At 62.3% G+C, this 14,383-nt stretch carries 14 protein-coding genes; 10 read left to right on the forward strand and 4 right to left on the reverse strand.

Annotated elements, in window-relative coordinates:
* Position 1: 1 nt before the first annotated feature.
* The 9 genes from D5400_RS17850 (at position 2) to D5400_RS17885 (ending at position 9,431) form a co-directional block, all read left to right on the forward strand.
* Positions 2-325: a hypothetical protein gene (locus D5400_RS17850; protein ID WP_126011298.1), complete on the forward strand. Its 324-nt coding sequence runs from the start codon at positions 2-4 to the stop codon at positions 323-325.
* On the forward strand, positions 322-495 hold the full coding sequence (locus tag D5400_RS21905) for a hypothetical protein (protein ID WP_164527934.1): 174 nt from the start codon (positions 322-324) through the stop codon (positions 493-495). Before D5400_RS17850 ends, D5400_RS21905 begins: the two co-directional genes overlap by 4 nt.
* A gap of 125 nt (positions 496-620) precedes the next feature.
* Complete coding sequence (locus D5400_RS17855) at positions 621-1,025, forward strand: SAM-dependent methyltransferase (protein WP_126011300.1); 405 nt, start codon at positions 621-623, stop codon at positions 1,023-1,025.
* Positions 1,026-1,609: 584 nt separating this feature from the next.
* Positions 1,610-1,699, forward strand: coding sequence for a K(+)-transporting ATPase subunit F (gene kdpF, locus D5400_RS17860; RefSeq protein ID WP_126011302.1), 90 nt, complete (start codon positions 1,610-1,612; stop codon positions 1,697-1,699).
* 21 nt (positions 1,700-1,720) lie between these two features.
* A complete protein-coding gene (gene kdpA, locus D5400_RS17865) occupies positions 1,721-3,427 on the forward strand; it encodes a potassium-transporting ATPase subunit KdpA (protein WP_126011304.1) in 1,707 nt (568 codons plus the stop codon).
* Between the two features lie 9 nt (positions 3,428-3,436).
* Positions 3,437-5,473, forward strand: a complete 2,037-nt coding sequence (gene kdpB / locus D5400_RS17870; protein WP_126011306.1) for a potassium-transporting ATPase subunit KdpB — start codon at positions 3,437-3,439, stop codon at positions 5,471-5,473.
* Between the two features lie 9 nt (positions 5,474-5,482).
* Positions 5,483-6,061: a potassium-transporting ATPase subunit KdpC gene (gene kdpC / locus D5400_RS17875; RefSeq protein WP_126011308.1), complete on the forward strand. Its 579-nt coding sequence runs from the start codon at positions 5,483-5,485 to the stop codon at positions 6,059-6,061.
* A 2-nt stretch (positions 6,062-6,063) separates the two neighbouring features.
* Positions 6,064-8,751: a sensor histidine kinase gene (locus D5400_RS17880; protein ID WP_205665484.1), complete on the forward strand. Its 2,688-nt coding sequence runs from the start codon at positions 6,064-6,066 to the stop codon at positions 8,749-8,751.
* Complete coding sequence (locus tag D5400_RS17885) at positions 8,748-9,431, forward strand: response regulator (RefSeq protein WP_126011312.1); 684 nt, start codon at positions 8,748-8,750, stop codon at positions 9,429-9,431. Before D5400_RS17880 ends, D5400_RS17885 begins: the two co-directional genes overlap by 4 nt.
* A gap of 138 nt (positions 9,432-9,569) precedes the next feature.
* Here D5400_RS17885 and D5400_RS17890 read toward each other — a convergent pair whose 3' ends face one another.
* Positions 9,570-10,628: an ornithine cyclodeaminase gene (locus tag D5400_RS17890; protein ID WP_126011314.1), complete on the reverse strand. Its 1,059-nt coding sequence runs from the start codon at positions 10,626-10,628 to the stop codon at positions 9,570-9,572.
* Positions 10,625-11,548 carry an arginase gene (gene rocF / locus D5400_RS17895; protein ID WP_126011316.1) on the reverse strand — a complete coding sequence of 308 codons (924 nt, stop codon included), beginning with the start codon at positions 11,546-11,548 and terminating at the stop codon, positions 10,625-10,627. Before rocF ends, D5400_RS17890 begins: the two co-directional genes overlap by 4 nt.
* A gap of 123 nt (positions 11,549-11,671) precedes the next feature.
* Between rocF and D5400_RS17900 the strand changes: the two genes are divergently transcribed.
* A complete protein-coding gene (locus tag D5400_RS17900) occupies positions 11,672-12,109 on the forward strand; it encodes an Lrp/AsnC family transcriptional regulator (protein WP_126013539.1) in 438 nt (145 codons plus the stop codon).
* Positions 12,110-12,138: 29 nt separating this feature from the next.
* On the opposite strand, the gene D5400_RS17905 is transcribed toward D5400_RS17900, so the two are convergent.
* Positions 12,139-13,404, reverse strand: a complete 1,266-nt coding sequence (locus D5400_RS17905) for a M28 family metallopeptidase (RefSeq protein ID WP_164527935.1) — start codon at positions 13,402-13,404, stop codon at positions 12,139-12,141.
* 34 nt (positions 13,405-13,438) lie between these two features.
* Positions 13,439-14,350 carry a LysR substrate-binding domain-containing protein gene (locus tag D5400_RS17910; protein WP_164527936.1) on the reverse strand — a complete coding sequence of 304 codons (912 nt, stop codon included), beginning with the start codon at positions 14,348-14,350 and terminating at the stop codon, positions 13,439-13,441.
* Positions 14,351-14,383: the final 33 nt, after the last annotated feature.

A 14,383-nucleotide genomic window follows, 5' to 3' on the forward strand; every position in this document is an offset into this window, starting at 1 on the left:
CATGATTATCGTTGAGGCGGGAAAGGATCAGGATTGCGCAGCGCGCTCGCAGTGCCCTGCAGCGTCGGCCTGCAGTCCCCTCCGCCTCGCACCCTGCGAAGGCATCCAGCACCGCCACGCGGCAAAGCTTGTGCTTTGCGACGCACTTGAGCGGATTGCAAATTCGCTGCCAGGGCCGGTCGACCGGCATCTCTGCCTGATGGTTGCGGCGGGTCTGGTGCCGCTGGTGCGCGATGCACAGCGCTATGTGGAGGAAGCGGTGTTTCCCGCCTGCAAGTTCTCGGTCGTCACGATCTCGTTTGGGGAACCACATCCGAGCACGTGACCATCTTTCATTGCAACGATCCGGTCAGCGTAGGCTGCGGCTTGATTGATGTCGTGAAGGACAATGGCGATGGTTCGGCCCCTCTCATCAACGAGCGCACGCAACTGCTGCATGAGTTCGCGGGCATAGAAGATGTCGAGGTTGTTCAGCGGTTCGCAGCTTTGCCCTGAACCATCTGAGGCAAATGATTGTGAAAGGCACATTGGCGCCCGGCCGAAGCTCTTCGACACGCCCTGGATCGAGAGCGCCGAAGGCGGCGCTCCGCAATTTCAGCCGCTCTCGCGCGATGCGGTAAATGTTTACCTGCCGCTTCGTCACCGGACATTCCAAGCGTGGTGGCCTGCCCACCGACCTCGATTGGGCCGCCGTGGTCGACAAGTCGGCATCGACCATCTTCTACATGGGCTCACGCACGGCCGGCGCGATCACAAACCGCTTCTTCGCGGAGGGCATGGCGGGCGATACGCCCGTCGTTTTTGCGGCGAATGTGGGTCGAGCGGACAGTTGGATCTATCGCACATCGATCGAAACATTGAGTGAAAAAGCGCTCCCTTATGAGGGAGACGGGCCCGTCATTGTCGGTATAGGCTTGGCCTTTGGGGAATGTCCCACTGCTGCCGAAACTCCCTTTAGGATCGACTGCAGGCATCAAACCCCATATCATCAGGATTGCCGAGAGCGGACCAGTAATGCGTCTTAATGGTCTCGTCGATCGACGATCTCTGGGGCCTGTAGGAAGACCCATGATGATCCAAGTTTCTGCCTATTATCTTTGGATAATGTCGGCGGGTGCTAAGACTCGGCTCGCCCTGTAGTAGCCACAATTTGGTAGACCCGTCTTCACCCGTTCGGGTGAGGAGGTCATTTGACATGTCTTGCTTGGACGGCGATCTGGTGGAGCAGTTGTACGAAGCCTCAGCCTTCTGACAGGCCAAAGACATCACGCAGACGCCGTCGGCGGTCTTACTGGCGGCCGCGGTGATCAGCTTGTCCGGCAGGGTTCTGTCGATGAACCAGCAAGAAACATTGCTTAGACCGAGCACCCGGGCCAATACCAACCGCCGGCCGTAGGCGGAAGCAGTACGGATCATGCGTGTTTATGCGATGTTTATGCAGATGGCATTGATGACACATCGCGCGTTGATGCCCCTGGTTAATAGATAGGACGCTTCCGAAACAACGGAGCGTTCTATGCTCGACATTCTCTACATCGCTCTGGCTGCCGGCTTCTTTGTCGCGGCCGCTACCGCCGTTCGCCTGCTCGAACGGCTCTGAGGTCCTGCCATGGCCCTCGATCTCATCATTGGCGGCGCGGTTGCCGCTCTCCTCATTGTCTATCTCGGCTATGCGCTCGCCCGTCCGGAACGGTTCTGACCCGGCGCAAGGACAATTTTCATGGCACCCGATATTTTGCAGTTCATCCTCTACGCGGTGCTTGTCACCGTGCTCGCCTGGCCGCTCGGCCTATATCTCGCCCGCGTCTATGAGGGCGGGACGACATGGCTGTCGCCTGTCTTCGCGCCAGTCGAGCGGGCGTTCTTCAGGCTCGCCGGCGTGCGCCCCGATCAAGGTCAGCACTGGACGCGCTATGCGCTGAGCGTGCTCGCCTTCAGCCTTGGTTCCTGGGCTCTGCTCTACGCGATCCTGCGGCTGCAGCATCTGCTGCCGTTCAATCCGCAGGCACTCGGCCCTCTTTCACCCGACCTTGCCTTTAACACGGCGGTCTCGTTCACGACCAACACCAACTGGCAAGCCTATGGCGGCGAGACGACCATGTCGTATTTCAGCCAGATGGCCGGGCTGACGGTGCAGAACTTCGTCTCGGCCGGCGTCGGCATGGCGGTTTGTGCAGCGATCATCCGCGGCTTCTTTGCCCGCGAACAGAAAACGCTTGGCAATTTCTGGGTCGATCTGACCCGCTCGGTTCTTTACGTTCTGCTTCCGCTATCCATAGTGCTGACCCTGTTCCTCGTTTGGCAGGGCGTCCCGCAAAACCTGCTGGCCTATGTCTCGGCCACGACCGTCGAAGGTGCACAGCAGACGATCAGCCAGGGTCCGGCAGCCTCACAGATCGCGATCAAGCAGCTCGGCACGAATGGCGGCGGTTTCTGGAACGCGAATTCGTCCGTGCCGTACGAGAACCCGACGCCGCTCTCGAACTTCATCGAGATGGTCGCCATCCTGCTCATCCCGGCCGCTTTCTGCTTCATGTTCGGGAAGATGGTGCGCGACATGCGCCAGGGGGCCGCGATCTTCGCCACCATGGGCATCCTGTTCCTCGGCGCACTGGCGCTGACATATTCGTCGGAAATTGCCGGCAACCCAGCTTTCGCGCAGCTCCCGGTCGAACAGTCGGCTGGCAACATGGAGGGCAAGGAAGTCCGCTTCGGCGTCGGCAACTCCGCGCTTTGGGCAACAGCGACGACGGCTGCATCCAACGGATCGGTCAATTCCATGCATGACTCGTTCATGCCGCTCGGCGCACTCGCTCCGATGCTCCTGATGCAGGTCGGCGAGGTCGTCTTCGGCGGGGTCGGCTCCGGCTTCTACGGCATGCTGTCTTTCGTCGTGCTGACCGTCTTTCTCGCGGGGTTGATGGTCGGACGCACGCCGGAATATCTCGGCAAGAAGATCGAAGCACGCGAGGTGAAACTTTCCGTGATCGCCTTCCTGGTGATGCCGCTTGGCGTGCTCGGGCTCGGCGCGCTCGCCGCCGTACTTCCGATCTCGCTGTCTTCGCTGCAAGAGGCAGGGCCGCACGGTCTGTCCGAAATCATCTATGCCTATTCGTCGGCGACGGGCAACAACGGCTCGGCCTTCGCAGGCTTTAGTGCCAACGTGCCTTACCACAACACGATGCAGGGCATCGCCATGCTGCTCGGTCGGTTCGTCTACATCGTGCCGATGCTGGCGGTTGCAGGGTCGTTGGCTGCCAAGAAGTCGGCGCCCGCATCGAGCGGGACGTTTCCGACACATGGCCCGCTCTTCATCACACTACTCGTCGCCGTGATCCTGATCCTCGGCGGGCTGACCTTCTTCCCGGCGCTCGCGCTGGGGCCGATTGCCGAGCACGTCTCAATGCTGGCCGGCGAAACCTTCTGAGGTACTCCCATGCGAACGAAACCCGAAATTTCACTCCTTGACTGGCGTGTCACCGGTCCTGCCCTGAAAGTGGCGTTGGCGAAGCTCAACCCCCGTTCCATGGCGCGAAATCCCGTCATGTTCGTCACCTTGGTGGTGGCGGCGCTCTCCACGTTGCTGTTCCTGCGTGATCTCATCATCGGCAGCGAGAATTTGGCCGTCAGCGGGCAAATCGCCGCCTGGCTCTGGTTCACGGTCTATTTCGCCAATGTCGCCGAGGCAATGGCGGAAGGCCGAGGCAAGGCCCGCGCCGACTCGCTGCGTGCAACCCAGTCAGAGACACCGGCGCGGAAGCTTGCCTCCATCGAGGCGCCCGAACCGGAAATGGTGTCCAGCCGTTCGCTCAAGCCAGGCGATCTGGTGCTTGTGTCCGTCAATGACATCGTTCCCGCCGATGGCGAGATCGTCGAGGGCATTGCCTCTGTCGACGAAAGCGCGATTACCGGCGAATCCGCCCCGGTCATTCGTGAAGCAGGCGGCGATCGCTCCGCGGTGACGGGCGGCACGCGCGTGGTGTCGGACTTTATCAAAGTTCGGATCACTTCCAAGCCCGGCGAGAGCTTTCTCGATCGCATGATCGCCATGGTCGAAGGCGCGGAACGCCAGAAAACCCCAAACGAGATCGCACTCAACATCCTGCTGGCGGGCATGACGATCATCTTCCTGATCGTCGTCGTGACGCTGCAACCCTTTGTCATCTATTCGGGCGCATTCGTGCCTGTGGTCTTCCTGATCGCGCTTCTCGTCACACTCATCCCGACGACGATCGGCGGCCTTCTGTCCGCCATCGGCATTGCCGGCATGGATCGGCTGGTGAAGGCGAATGTCATCGCCAAGTCGGGCCGTGCTGTGGAGGCAGCCGGCGACGTCGATGTACTGCTTCTCGACAAGACGGGCACCATCACGTTCGGCGCTCGACAGGCGGATGGTTTCGAGCCCTTGCCTGGCGTTACCGCAAAGGACATGACGGAAGCCGCGCTGCTCGCTTCCCTCTCCGATGAAACGCCCGAAGGCCGGTCGATCGTTGATTTTGCCAGAAAGCAACTCGGGCGCGCGCTGCACGGCACGGAGCAAGTCGCAGAAGCCATTCCCTTCTCGGCCAACACGCGCATTTCGGGCGCGGATCTCAAGGACGGCTCTCAGTTGCGGAAAGGTGCCTCCGATGCCGTTCTGAGATGGTGCGGCGTCGATTCATCGCCACAGCTTCGTGCGGTTGTCGAGAGCATCGCCAAGTCAGGCGGGACTCCCCTTCTCGTTGCACGCGACAAGCAGGTGCTCGGCGTCATCCATCTGAAGGACATCGTCAAGCCGGGCATTCGCGAACGCTTTGCCGAGCTGCGCCGGATGGGCGTGCGCACGGTGATGGTGACGGGAGACAATCCGCTAACGGCCGCAGCCATTGCGGCGGAGGCAGGCGTCGACGATTTCCTCGCCGAGGCGACGCCCGAGCGCAAGCTGGAACTGATCCGCAAGGAGCAGGCCGAGGGCAAGCTCGTTGCCATGTGCGGCGACGGATCGAACGACGCACCCGCGCTGGCCCAGGCCGATGTGGGCGTGGCGATGAACACCGGCACACCCGCCGCAAAGGAGGCGGGCAATTTGATCGATCTCGATTCCGACCCCACGAAGCTGATCGAGATCGTGCTCGTCGGCAAGCAGTTGCTAATCAGCCGCGGCTCGCTGACTACCTTTTCGATCGCCAACGATGTGGCAAAATACTTCGCTATCCTCCCGGCGCTGTTCGTGACGGCCTATCCGGCACTCGATGCGCTCAACGTGATGGGGCTGGGCAGTCCGGCCAGCGCCATCCTGTCGGCCGTCATCTTCAACGCACTGATCATCATCGCGCTCATTCCGCTCGCATTGCGCGGCGTGAAATACCAGCCGGCGACGGCAGCCGTGCTGCTGCGCCGCAACCTGCTGATCTATGGCCTTGGCGGCCTGATCGTTCCCTTCATCGGCATCAAGGCGATCGATCTTATTGTCAACGCCGCCGGCATCCTGTGAGGTGAGACCATGATTTCCGAATTGCGACCCGCCCTGACACTTCTCGCACTGTTCACGCTCATCACCGGTGTGGCCTATCCATTGGCCATGACGGGAGCAGCGCAGGCGCTCTTCCCGGCGCAGGCCGATGGCAGCCTGGTCGATCGCGATGGCCAGATCATCGGCTCGTCTCTCGTTGGCCAGGTGTTTACCGGCGAGACCTATTTCCATGGCCGCCCTTCAGCCGCCGGCGCCGATGGTTATGACGCTGCCTCCACCGGGGGCAGCAATCTCGGTCCGACATCGGCAGCTTTGATCGACCGTGTGACGGCCGATGCGCAAAGGTTGAGCGCCGAAAATGGTGGCGCTGCGGTCCCAATCGACCTCGTAACCGCGTCAGGCAGCGGTCTCGACCCGCATATCTCGCCGGCGGCCGCATATTTGCAGATCGAGCGCATTGCCGCCGCAAGAGGCACGGCCCCTGCGACCGTGCGCGTGCTGGTCAACGAGCAAATCGAGGGCAGGACGCTCGGCGTACTGGGCGAACCCCGCGTCAATGTCCTCCTGCTCAATCTCGCTCTTAATGAGCGCATTCCGGTCACAGACTGATCATGGAACAGGAACGCCGCCCGGAACCCGAAGCTCTCCTCGCGGAAGCCGCGAAGGAAGGACGCGGGCGGCTGAAAATCTTTCTCGGCGCGGCACCTGGTGTCGGCAAGACCTACGCGATGCTGGAGGCAGCCCAGCGCCGCAGGGCGGACGGTCTCGACCTCGTCGTCGGCATTGTCGAGACGCATGGGCGGGCAGAGACCGAGCGCCTCGTTGCCGGACTTGAAATCGTGCCGCGCGCGCGCATTCACTATGGCGGGCGTCTGCTCGCCGAGATGGATCTCGACGGCATCATCGCGCGGCAACCGAGATTGGTCCTTGTCGATGAGTTGGCCCACACCAACGTGCCGGGCAGCCGGCATGCCAAGCGCTGGCAGGACGTGGAGGAACTCCTCGCCAAGGGGATCGACGTCTATTCCACACTGAACATACAGCACCTGGAAAGTCTCAACGATGTTGTTGCCCGCATCGCCCGTGTGAAGGTGCGTGAGACAGTCCCTGACAAGGTGCTGGAGCTCGCCGATGACATCGAACTGATCGACCTGCCGCCGGACGAGCTCATCGAGCGCCTTCGGGAAGGCAAGGTCTATGTGCAGGACCAGATTGCCCGCGCGATTCAGAATTTCTTTTCCAAGGGCAATCTGACCGCGTTGCGTGAGTTGGCGATGCGTGTTGCTGCCGACCGGGTGGACGCGCAAATGACCGCCCACATGAAGAGCCATGCGATTTCCGGTCCCTGGCCGGCGCAGGATCGGGTGCTCGTTTGCGTGAATGAAGCTCCGGTCTCCAAGGCGCTGGTAAGGGCCGCCAAGCGAATGGCGGAACGCTCACGCACCGACTGGATTGCGGCAAGCGTGACGACGCCCGCATCCGAGCATCTGCCGGATGCCGCCAAGGATGCGATCGCCGAAACCCTGCGGCTGGCCGAAACGCTCGGCGCCGAAATCGCCACGATCCATGCCGAAAGCCACGTCGCCGACGAGATCCTCGCCTTTGCCCGAAGCCGGAATGTTTCGCGCATCGTGCTCGGACGCCCCAGGCCTCGCTTTTTCACGGCCCGCTTCACGCGCGAAACGGTTGCCGAGGAGATCATCCGCAAGGCCGACGACTTCGAGGTGACCATCGTCTCCGCCGATCCCGGCGAAGCGCGCAAGGCCGCGATCCGAGGCGCCGTGATCGTTCCCGAGCGCAACCCGAAAGCCTATCTGTGGTCGGCAGCCGCCGTCATGCTCGCGACCGCCACGGCAATCGTCGTCAATCGCATTTTCCCGGTGGAGAGCCTGTCGCTCTTCTTTCTGGTGGCAGTTCTGGGAGTCGCCGCCCGCTTCGGCCTATGGCCATCGATCTTCGCAAGCGGGCTGGCTTTCCTCAGCTATAATTTTTTCCTGACCGAACCGTTCTTCACCTTCGAGATCGCCAATCAGGATCTGGTGCTGACACTGTTCCTCTTCCTTGCGGTCGCGGTCGTCACCGGAAATCTCGCGGCGCGTCTTCGCGACCAGGCGCAGGCTCAGCGCGCCATAGCAAGGCGCACGGCAAATCTCTTCGACTTTTCACGCAAGGTCGCAAGCGTTGCGTCTCTCGACGATGTGGTCTGGGCGGCCGTTACCCACGTCGCTTCGACGATGCAATGCTCATCGATGATCCTCATGCCGGACGCTGCAGGAAGGCTGTCGATCATCGGCGGCATGCCGCCGGAGGACCAGCTTGAGACGCGCGACCGCGCCGCCGCCGACTGGGCGTGGGACAAGCGCGAACCTGCTGGCTGGTCGTCAGAAACCCTGCCATCCGCCAGCTGGCTCTTCCTGCCGATGAAAAGCGCGGGCAGGATCCATGGCCTGCTCGGTGTCCAGTTCGGTGCGCGCCAGTACATTACCGCCGATGAGCGGAGGCTGCTGGATTCACTCGTGGATCAGGTCGGTCTTGCCGTTGAGCGCACCAAACTCGCTTCCGACATGGAGCAGACGCGTCTGCTCTCCGAAACCGAGAGCCTGCGCGCTGCCCTGCTGTCCTCCGTCAGCCATGATCTCAGGACCCCATTGGTATCGATTATCGGCGCCGCGACCTCTCTCGTCGATGCGGACGAGGTGCTTGGCAAGTTGGGACGACGGACGATGGCCGAAACGATCCGCGACGAAGGCGAACGATTGAACCGCTATGTCCAGAACCTTCTCGACATGACCCGGCTCGGCTATGGTGCACTGAAGGTGGCTCAGCAGCCGATCGATCTGCGCGAAGTGGTGGGCCTTGCCTTGCGGCGGTTGGAGCGCGATCTCGCCGGACATCGGATCGTGCGCAACCTGCCCAAGACATTGCCGGAGATTTGGGGCGATGCCGTTCTTCTGGAGCAAGTGGTGGCGAACATCTTGGACAACGCCGCAAAATATGCGCCCGCCGGTACGGAGGTGACACTATCTGCCGAAGCGAATGGCGGCGACATAACTCTCTCGATCGCGGACGAGGGCCCCGGCCTTGCCGAAAGCGATCGCGCTCAGGTCTTCGACATGTTCTTTCGCGTCCGCGCGGGTGATGGTCGATCCGGCGGAACCGGCCTTGGCCTTGCGATCGCCAAGGGGATTATCGATGCGCATGGCGGCTCTATCCGTGCCGAGGTCGCGCAGAAAGATGGCAGCGGAACGCGCATCGTGATGACCCTTCCCGCCATCAGACAGTCGGCCGAGCCGGAATGAATACTGGCCGCATCCTTCTGATCGAGGACGATCCGGGCATTCGGAAGTTCCTGCGTGTGGCGCTGGAGGCGCAGGGCTTCACGCTGGACGAAGAGGCCTCCGGCAAAAGCGGGATCGCCAAGGCAGCGACGTCCCAGCCCGATCTCGTCGTGCTCGATCTCGGCCTGCCGGACATGGACGGCAAGGCCGTGATCGCGCGCATCCGCGAATGGTCGAAAGTGCCGATCCTGATCCTGTCGGTGCGCCAATCCGAGGACGAGAAGGTAGCAGCCCTCGATGCAGGCGCGAACGACTACGTCGTCAAGCCCTTCGGCATTGCGGAGATGCTGGCCCGCGTGAGGGCGCTGCTGCGATCGGCGCCGGGCGGCGCGACACCCGAGACAGAAATTCTGCGACGCGACCTGCGCATCGACCTCGCCCGGCATGAAGTCGCGCTCGCTGGCGAGCCGGTCAAGCTCACGCGCAAGGAATTCGACCTTCTGGCGCTGCTTGCCCGCAACCCGGGCCGCATCGTTACCCATCGCCAATTGCTTGCCGACATCTGGGGGCCCGCCCACGAGCACGATCTCCAATATCTCCGCGTCTTCATCGGCCGCCTCCGCGCCAAGCTCGGCGACGACCCTGCGGCACCGAGGTTCATCCTCAATGAGCCGGGCGTTGGATACCGATTTCTGGACTAGGACGCCGCCCAGGAAGCCTCTCTGTCAAACGGCCGTTTCCCATTTGCGCCACCGTGAGCTGACTGTCTCCTCACGGCCCCAACTGACAATGTCTGCTGTCTCCAAAGTAGCGCCACGGGGATGCAAGGCTGGACGCTCTCAGGGAGCCGCAGCCGCAACTTTTTGATGTCGCAGCAGCATTCCGAAAAGGTCGCGTGGTTCGTCCGGATCGGCCAGTAGGTCGAGGTCCGTGCTGAAGGCCGTGTCAGTGAGGGAGTCCCTCACGTAGCGCAGTGCCGAGAAATCCTCGACGGCAAAGCCCACGCTGTCGAACAGCGTGATCTGATGGCTGTCCGCCCGCCCCGGCGCCTCGCCACGGATGACCTTCCAGAGTTCCTGAACCGAATGTTCGGCCGGCAATTGCTGAATTTCACCTTCGATACGCGTCTGGGGCTCGAATTCGACGAAGATGCCCGCGCGCAACAGAATATCCCGATGAAGTTCTGTCTTGCCCGGGCAGTCGCCGCCGACCGCGTTGATATGCACGCCGGAGCCGATCATGTTGTCGGTCAGGATCGTGGCGTTTTGCTTGTCGGCGGTGACGGTGGTGATGATGTCGACACCCTGCACGGCTGCTTCTGCCGACGTGCAGGGTTCAAGCGTCAAGCCGGAGCCGGCCAGGTTCGTCATGGCCTTCTTCGTGGCCTCCGGATCGATGTCGAACAGGCGCACGCTCTCGATGCCGAGCAGCGCCTTGAAGGCGAGCGCCTGGAACTCGCACTGGGCCCCGTTGCCGATGATCGCCATGGCACGCGATCCCTTCGGCGCCAGGTAGCGCGCCGCAAGGGCTGACATCGCAGCCGTTCGAAGTGCAGTCAGGATCGTCATTTCGCTCAGCAGAACCGGATAGCCATTGCCCACATCCGACAGAACACCGAAGGCCGTGACTGTCTGGCGCCCTTCCCGCGTGTTCTTGGGATGACCATTGACGTATTTGAAGCCGTAATGGGTGCCATCCGAGGTCGGCATCAGTTCTATCACACCCTCGGCCGAATGCGACGCCACGCGCGGCGTCTTGTCGAACATGTCCCAGCGGCGGAAATCCTCTTCGATATAGCCCGCCAACTCCACCGTGAAGCGCTCGACGCCCTTCGCCAACACGAGCGACATCATGTGATCGACGCTGACGAACGGAACGATATTGAGTTTGGGGATCATCGAAAGCTCCTTGTCGGTCGGTCGAGGATGCGGCGGCCCATCAGGCTGGCGACGAGATCGACGAGCAGGCTCGCGGTGCGCCCGCGCTCGTCGAGAAACGGGTTGAGTTCGACGAGGTCGAGGCTTTCGACCAGGCCGCTGTCGTGAAGCATCTCCATGACGAGATGCGCCTCGCGAAACGTGGCGCCGCCGGGCACCGTCGTACCGACGGCCGGCGCGAATTCCGGATCGAGGAAATCGACGTCGAAGCTGACATGCAGCCGGCCATTCGCTGCGGCGACCTTTTGGAGAAACGAGCCGAGCAGAGGCGCGACGCCCTGCTCGTCGAGCGCCCGCATGTCATGGACGGTGATCGGCAGGTCGGCCAATGTGCTACGCTCGGCAGGATCGACGCTGCGGACACCGAGCATGCACACATTGGCTGGATCGACCTGAGCCTCAAGCGCCGGCAAGTACGTCCCAAAGCCCGGCTGGTTCGTGAAATAGGCGACGGGAATGCCGTGGAGGTTGCCGCTGTCGGTCGTTTCCAGCGTGTGAAAATCCGTATGGGCATCGAGCCAGAGCACGAAGAGCGGGCGCCCCTGCTCGCTCGCCCGGCGCGCAAGGCCGGCAACGGTGCCAGCGGACAGAACGTGGTCGCCACCGAGAAAGATCGGCATCGCGCCATCGCTGTGGGCATAGGCGGTCTCGGCCAGCCGCTCCACCCATAAGGCGACCTTGCCGAGGTCGTGGACCGCATCATTGGGGTGGCGGCGGTCCGGAGCGTCTTCGACGCGGATGTCGCCAATGTCACTCACGTCATGACCGAGCTCGCGAAGTGTCGGTCCGATCCCTGCAGTTCTGAGCGCGCTTGGCCCCATCTCGCATCCAAGGCGAGAGGCGCCATCCTGCACCGGTACGCCGATCAACTTGCACTTCATTCGTCTGCCCCTGGCCCATCTTTCGATCAGTGGACCATCGACGCCCGGCAGGGTGAACAGGACAATTTGTCGGATCGAACAGCTATTCAGCGCAAAACGGCAGTGCTATTTACCGTTATGGAGATAAGCGACCTCGACAACCGACTGATTACCCTGCTGCGGCACGACGCCCGACGAAGCCTCTCCGATCTCGCGGTCGACCTCGGCGTGTCGCGCGCCACGGTCCGCAACCGGATCGAGCGCCTCGAGCGCGCGCGGATCATTCTCGGCTACACCGTCATCCTGCAGTCCGACGTCGTCGAGGTGCCGGTTCGCGGCATCACGATGATCGAGATCGAAGGTCACGTGACTGAGCGGGTCATCCGCGCGCTAGGAGGCTTTCCCGAAGTATCGGCGATTCACACCACCAACGGGCGGTGGGACCTCATCGTCGAGCTGGCCACATCGAGCCTCGGGGAATTCGACTCCGTCTTGCGCCGCATCCGGCTTGTGCCCGGGATTACCGCGAGCGAAACAAGCCTGTTGTTGTCGACGCCACGCAGCGCCCGCGCGCGCCTTTAACGTAACGCAGCTCGAACGGCCGGCCACGATCAGGGACGCAGATCGATCCATCGCCGCGTCGGCTGCGACCTGTCGAAGGGCAGCGTCGGGTCATTCGCAAGCCGTTTCACGACTGCAGCAGCTGCGCTTGCCGTATCAACGGCGATCTGAAAATCGATCCGATCGAGGCTGTCGCCACGCGTGTGGTAGTAGGGGTGGGTCGGCGGGTTGCGCCAGAAGAATGCGGCGGGCACGCCGGCGTCGATAAAGGGATTGTGGTCCGAGCCGGGAAACAGGGAAGCATCGGCACGGTTTTCGATCAGCCAGCCGGCGGCTTCAGCCGTTTCTGCGGCAAATTCCATGATTGATGGATCGGCGTGCAGGGAACGCTGGGCAGGCGCCCAGGCCAGTGCATCGAGATTGACCATTCCGACCGTTTCGGCCAGTCGCGCGCCGTAGCGCTGAACATAGTCGGCCGATCCCCGAAAACCCGCCTCTTCGTCGGCGAAAGCCACGGCGACGACGCGTCGTCTCAGATCGTGCTCGCCGAGTTGGCGCATCATCTCCAGCAGGCACGCGATGCCGAGCGCATTGTCCGATGCACCCACGCCGTCGAGCTGGGTGTCGTAATGGGCGCCCACCACCACCTCGCCCACATCGCTTCCCGGCAACTCGCCTATGACGTTTCCGGTTTCGACGATCGGGTATTCGGCCTGATGCTCCAGGCGAAGCCTGCCGCCTGCCGCGATATGTGCCAGCAGCATCGTGGACGACTGTTCCGAAAGGGTGACGCCCGCAATGCGATGATGTGCGCCGTTCGGCCGCTCGACGAGCGCCGGATACATCATGGCGTTGAGATTGCGGCAGTATCCGTCGGGAGCATCGCCGAGCATGACGATGCCCAGTGCGCCGCGCTCCGTCAGATCATCGACGAAGAGGTAGGGATAGCTGGTCTTGATCACAGCAATACGCCCTCGGACCGGCGGCAAATGCCGACAGATGGCATCGAGATCTGCCGTGTCGGACAGCTCGCCGATGAGCACTGCCTCGGCCTCGACACGATCGCTGCCCATGAACTGGAGGCCCACGCAATCAAGTGCCGGGGCTGCAGCGCCCACCAGCGTGCATTTGGCGTTGAGGGGCCGGTACGTCGCGACCTCGAACATGTCCTTGCGAACGGATTGGAGGTCGAGTTCGCGCATCCGCGCAAAGATGTAGTCGCGCGCTTGCCGTTCTCCATCGCTGCCGACGAAACGGTTGCCAATTTCGCAAAGCGCAGCCGTATCCCTGCGGATATTCACGATGTCCAGTCGCATGATGCCTCTCGTCGCGTGTCGAATGATGCTTGTGCTAGCCGAGCAGCAGGCCGGCTGTTTCGTCGTCGGACATCGCCCGCAGATCCATGATCGCGCGCGGCTCCGATCCGGATGTGACGATGTCGATGAAGGCCCGCGCTTCGAGCGTGGGATGGGCATTGGCAAAAAGCCCGATGGTGATTTCAACGGGGCACAGGGAGTCAGGAATCGGCTGGATGATCCGACACCCGCGCGGAACGGTGCCGTTCATCATCGGCGCAGCACCGAGGCCGGCCCGCACGGCAGCCGACGTCGCCAAGAGGGTCGATGCCTCGGACACAATGCGCCAATCAACACCTGCCCGTGCAAGCGTCGCGATCGCAGCCGCACGCCATGGACAGGCATCGTCGAACATGACGATTGGCAACGGTCGATCGTAGTGAATGGTGAAGTCGTCGCGCACCGCCCAGTAAAGGCGCTCGGACCAGACGCCGAGCGGCTTCCGGTGGATGCCGCTGACATCGCAGATCACCGCGTCGAGCATCTTGCTGTCGAACATGGCGGCGAGGCGGGCATTTGGCTGGACGATGATGTCGATCTGGATCGCCGGATTTTCGGCGCGATACTGCGACAGGATAGCGATGAGACGGGTCGCGACGAAATCCTCCACCACACCCAGACGAAGCCGTCCCTTTTCCTGGTTGCCGCCAAGATGCGCGATGAAGGTGTCGTTCAAAGACAGGATCTCGCGCGCATAGGACATGAGCATGTGGCCGTTGGACGTCATTTTCAGGCCGCGTGGTCCCCGCTCGAACAGCATCGTGCCAACATGGTCCTCAAGCTTGCGGATCTGCATGCTGACGGCAGCCTGGGTGCGGTTGAGATGAGCAGCGGCACCGACCACCGTGCCGATGTCGGCCGTTGCCACGAAAGCTTGAAGCAGATGGGGATCCAGGTAACGCATCATCGTCATTCTCCCGCTCGCATTCCGATCGCTGGA

The sequence above is a fragment of the Georhizobium profundi genome (assembly GCF_003952725.1).
In the GTDB taxonomy this organism is placed as follows: Bacteria; Pseudomonadota; Alphaproteobacteria; order Rhizobiales; family Rhizobiaceae; genus Georhizobium; species Georhizobium profundi.

What these genes read in the sequence shown, in the direction of transcription:
- D5400_RS17850 (WP_126011298.1), top strand. Translation starts at nt 2, where the DNA reads ATGATTATCGTTGAGGCGGGAAAGGATCAGGATTGCGCAGCGCGCTCG.
- D5400_RS17855 (WP_126011300.1), top strand. Translation starts at nt 621, where the DNA reads ATGTTTACCTGCCGCTTCGTCACCGGACATTCCAAGCGTGGTGGCCTG.
- kdpF (WP_126011302.1), top strand. Translation starts at nt 1,610, where the DNA reads ATGGCCCTCGATCTCATCATTGGCGGCGCGGTTGCCGCTCTCCTCATT.
- kdpA (WP_126011304.1), top strand. Translation starts at nt 1,721, where the DNA reads ATGGCACCCGATATTTTGCAGTTCATCCTCTACGCGGTGCTTGTCACC.
- kdpB (WP_126011306.1), top strand. Translation starts at nt 3,437, where the DNA reads ATGCGAACGAAACCCGAAATTTCACTCCTTGACTGGCGTGTCACCGGT.
- kdpC (WP_126011308.1), top strand. Translation starts at nt 5,483, where the DNA reads ATGATTTCCGAATTGCGACCCGCCCTGACACTTCTCGCACTGTTCACG.
- D5400_RS17880 (WP_205665484.1), top strand. Translation starts at nt 6,064, where the DNA reads ATGGAACAGGAACGCCGCCCGGAACCCGAAGCTCTCCTCGCGGAAGCC.
- D5400_RS17885 (WP_126011312.1), top strand. Translation starts at nt 8,748, where the DNA reads ATGAATACTGGCCGCATCCTTCTGATCGAGGACGATCCGGGCATTCGG.
- D5400_RS17890 (WP_126011314.1), bottom strand. Translation starts at nt 10,628, where the DNA reads ATGATCCCCAAACTCAATATCGTTCCGTTCGTCAGCGTCGATCACATG.
- rocF (WP_126011316.1), bottom strand. Translation starts at nt 11,548, where the DNA reads ATGAAGTGCAAGTTGATCGGCGTACCGGTGCAGGATGGCGCCTCTCGC.
- D5400_RS17905 (WP_164527935.1), bottom strand. Translation starts at nt 13,404, where the DNA reads ATGCGACTGGACATCGTGAATATCCGCAGGGATACGGCTGCGCTTTGC.
- D5400_RS17910 (WP_164527936.1), bottom strand. Translation starts at nt 14,350, where the DNA reads ATGATGCGTTACCTGGATCCCCATCTGCTTCAAGCTTTCGTGGCAACG.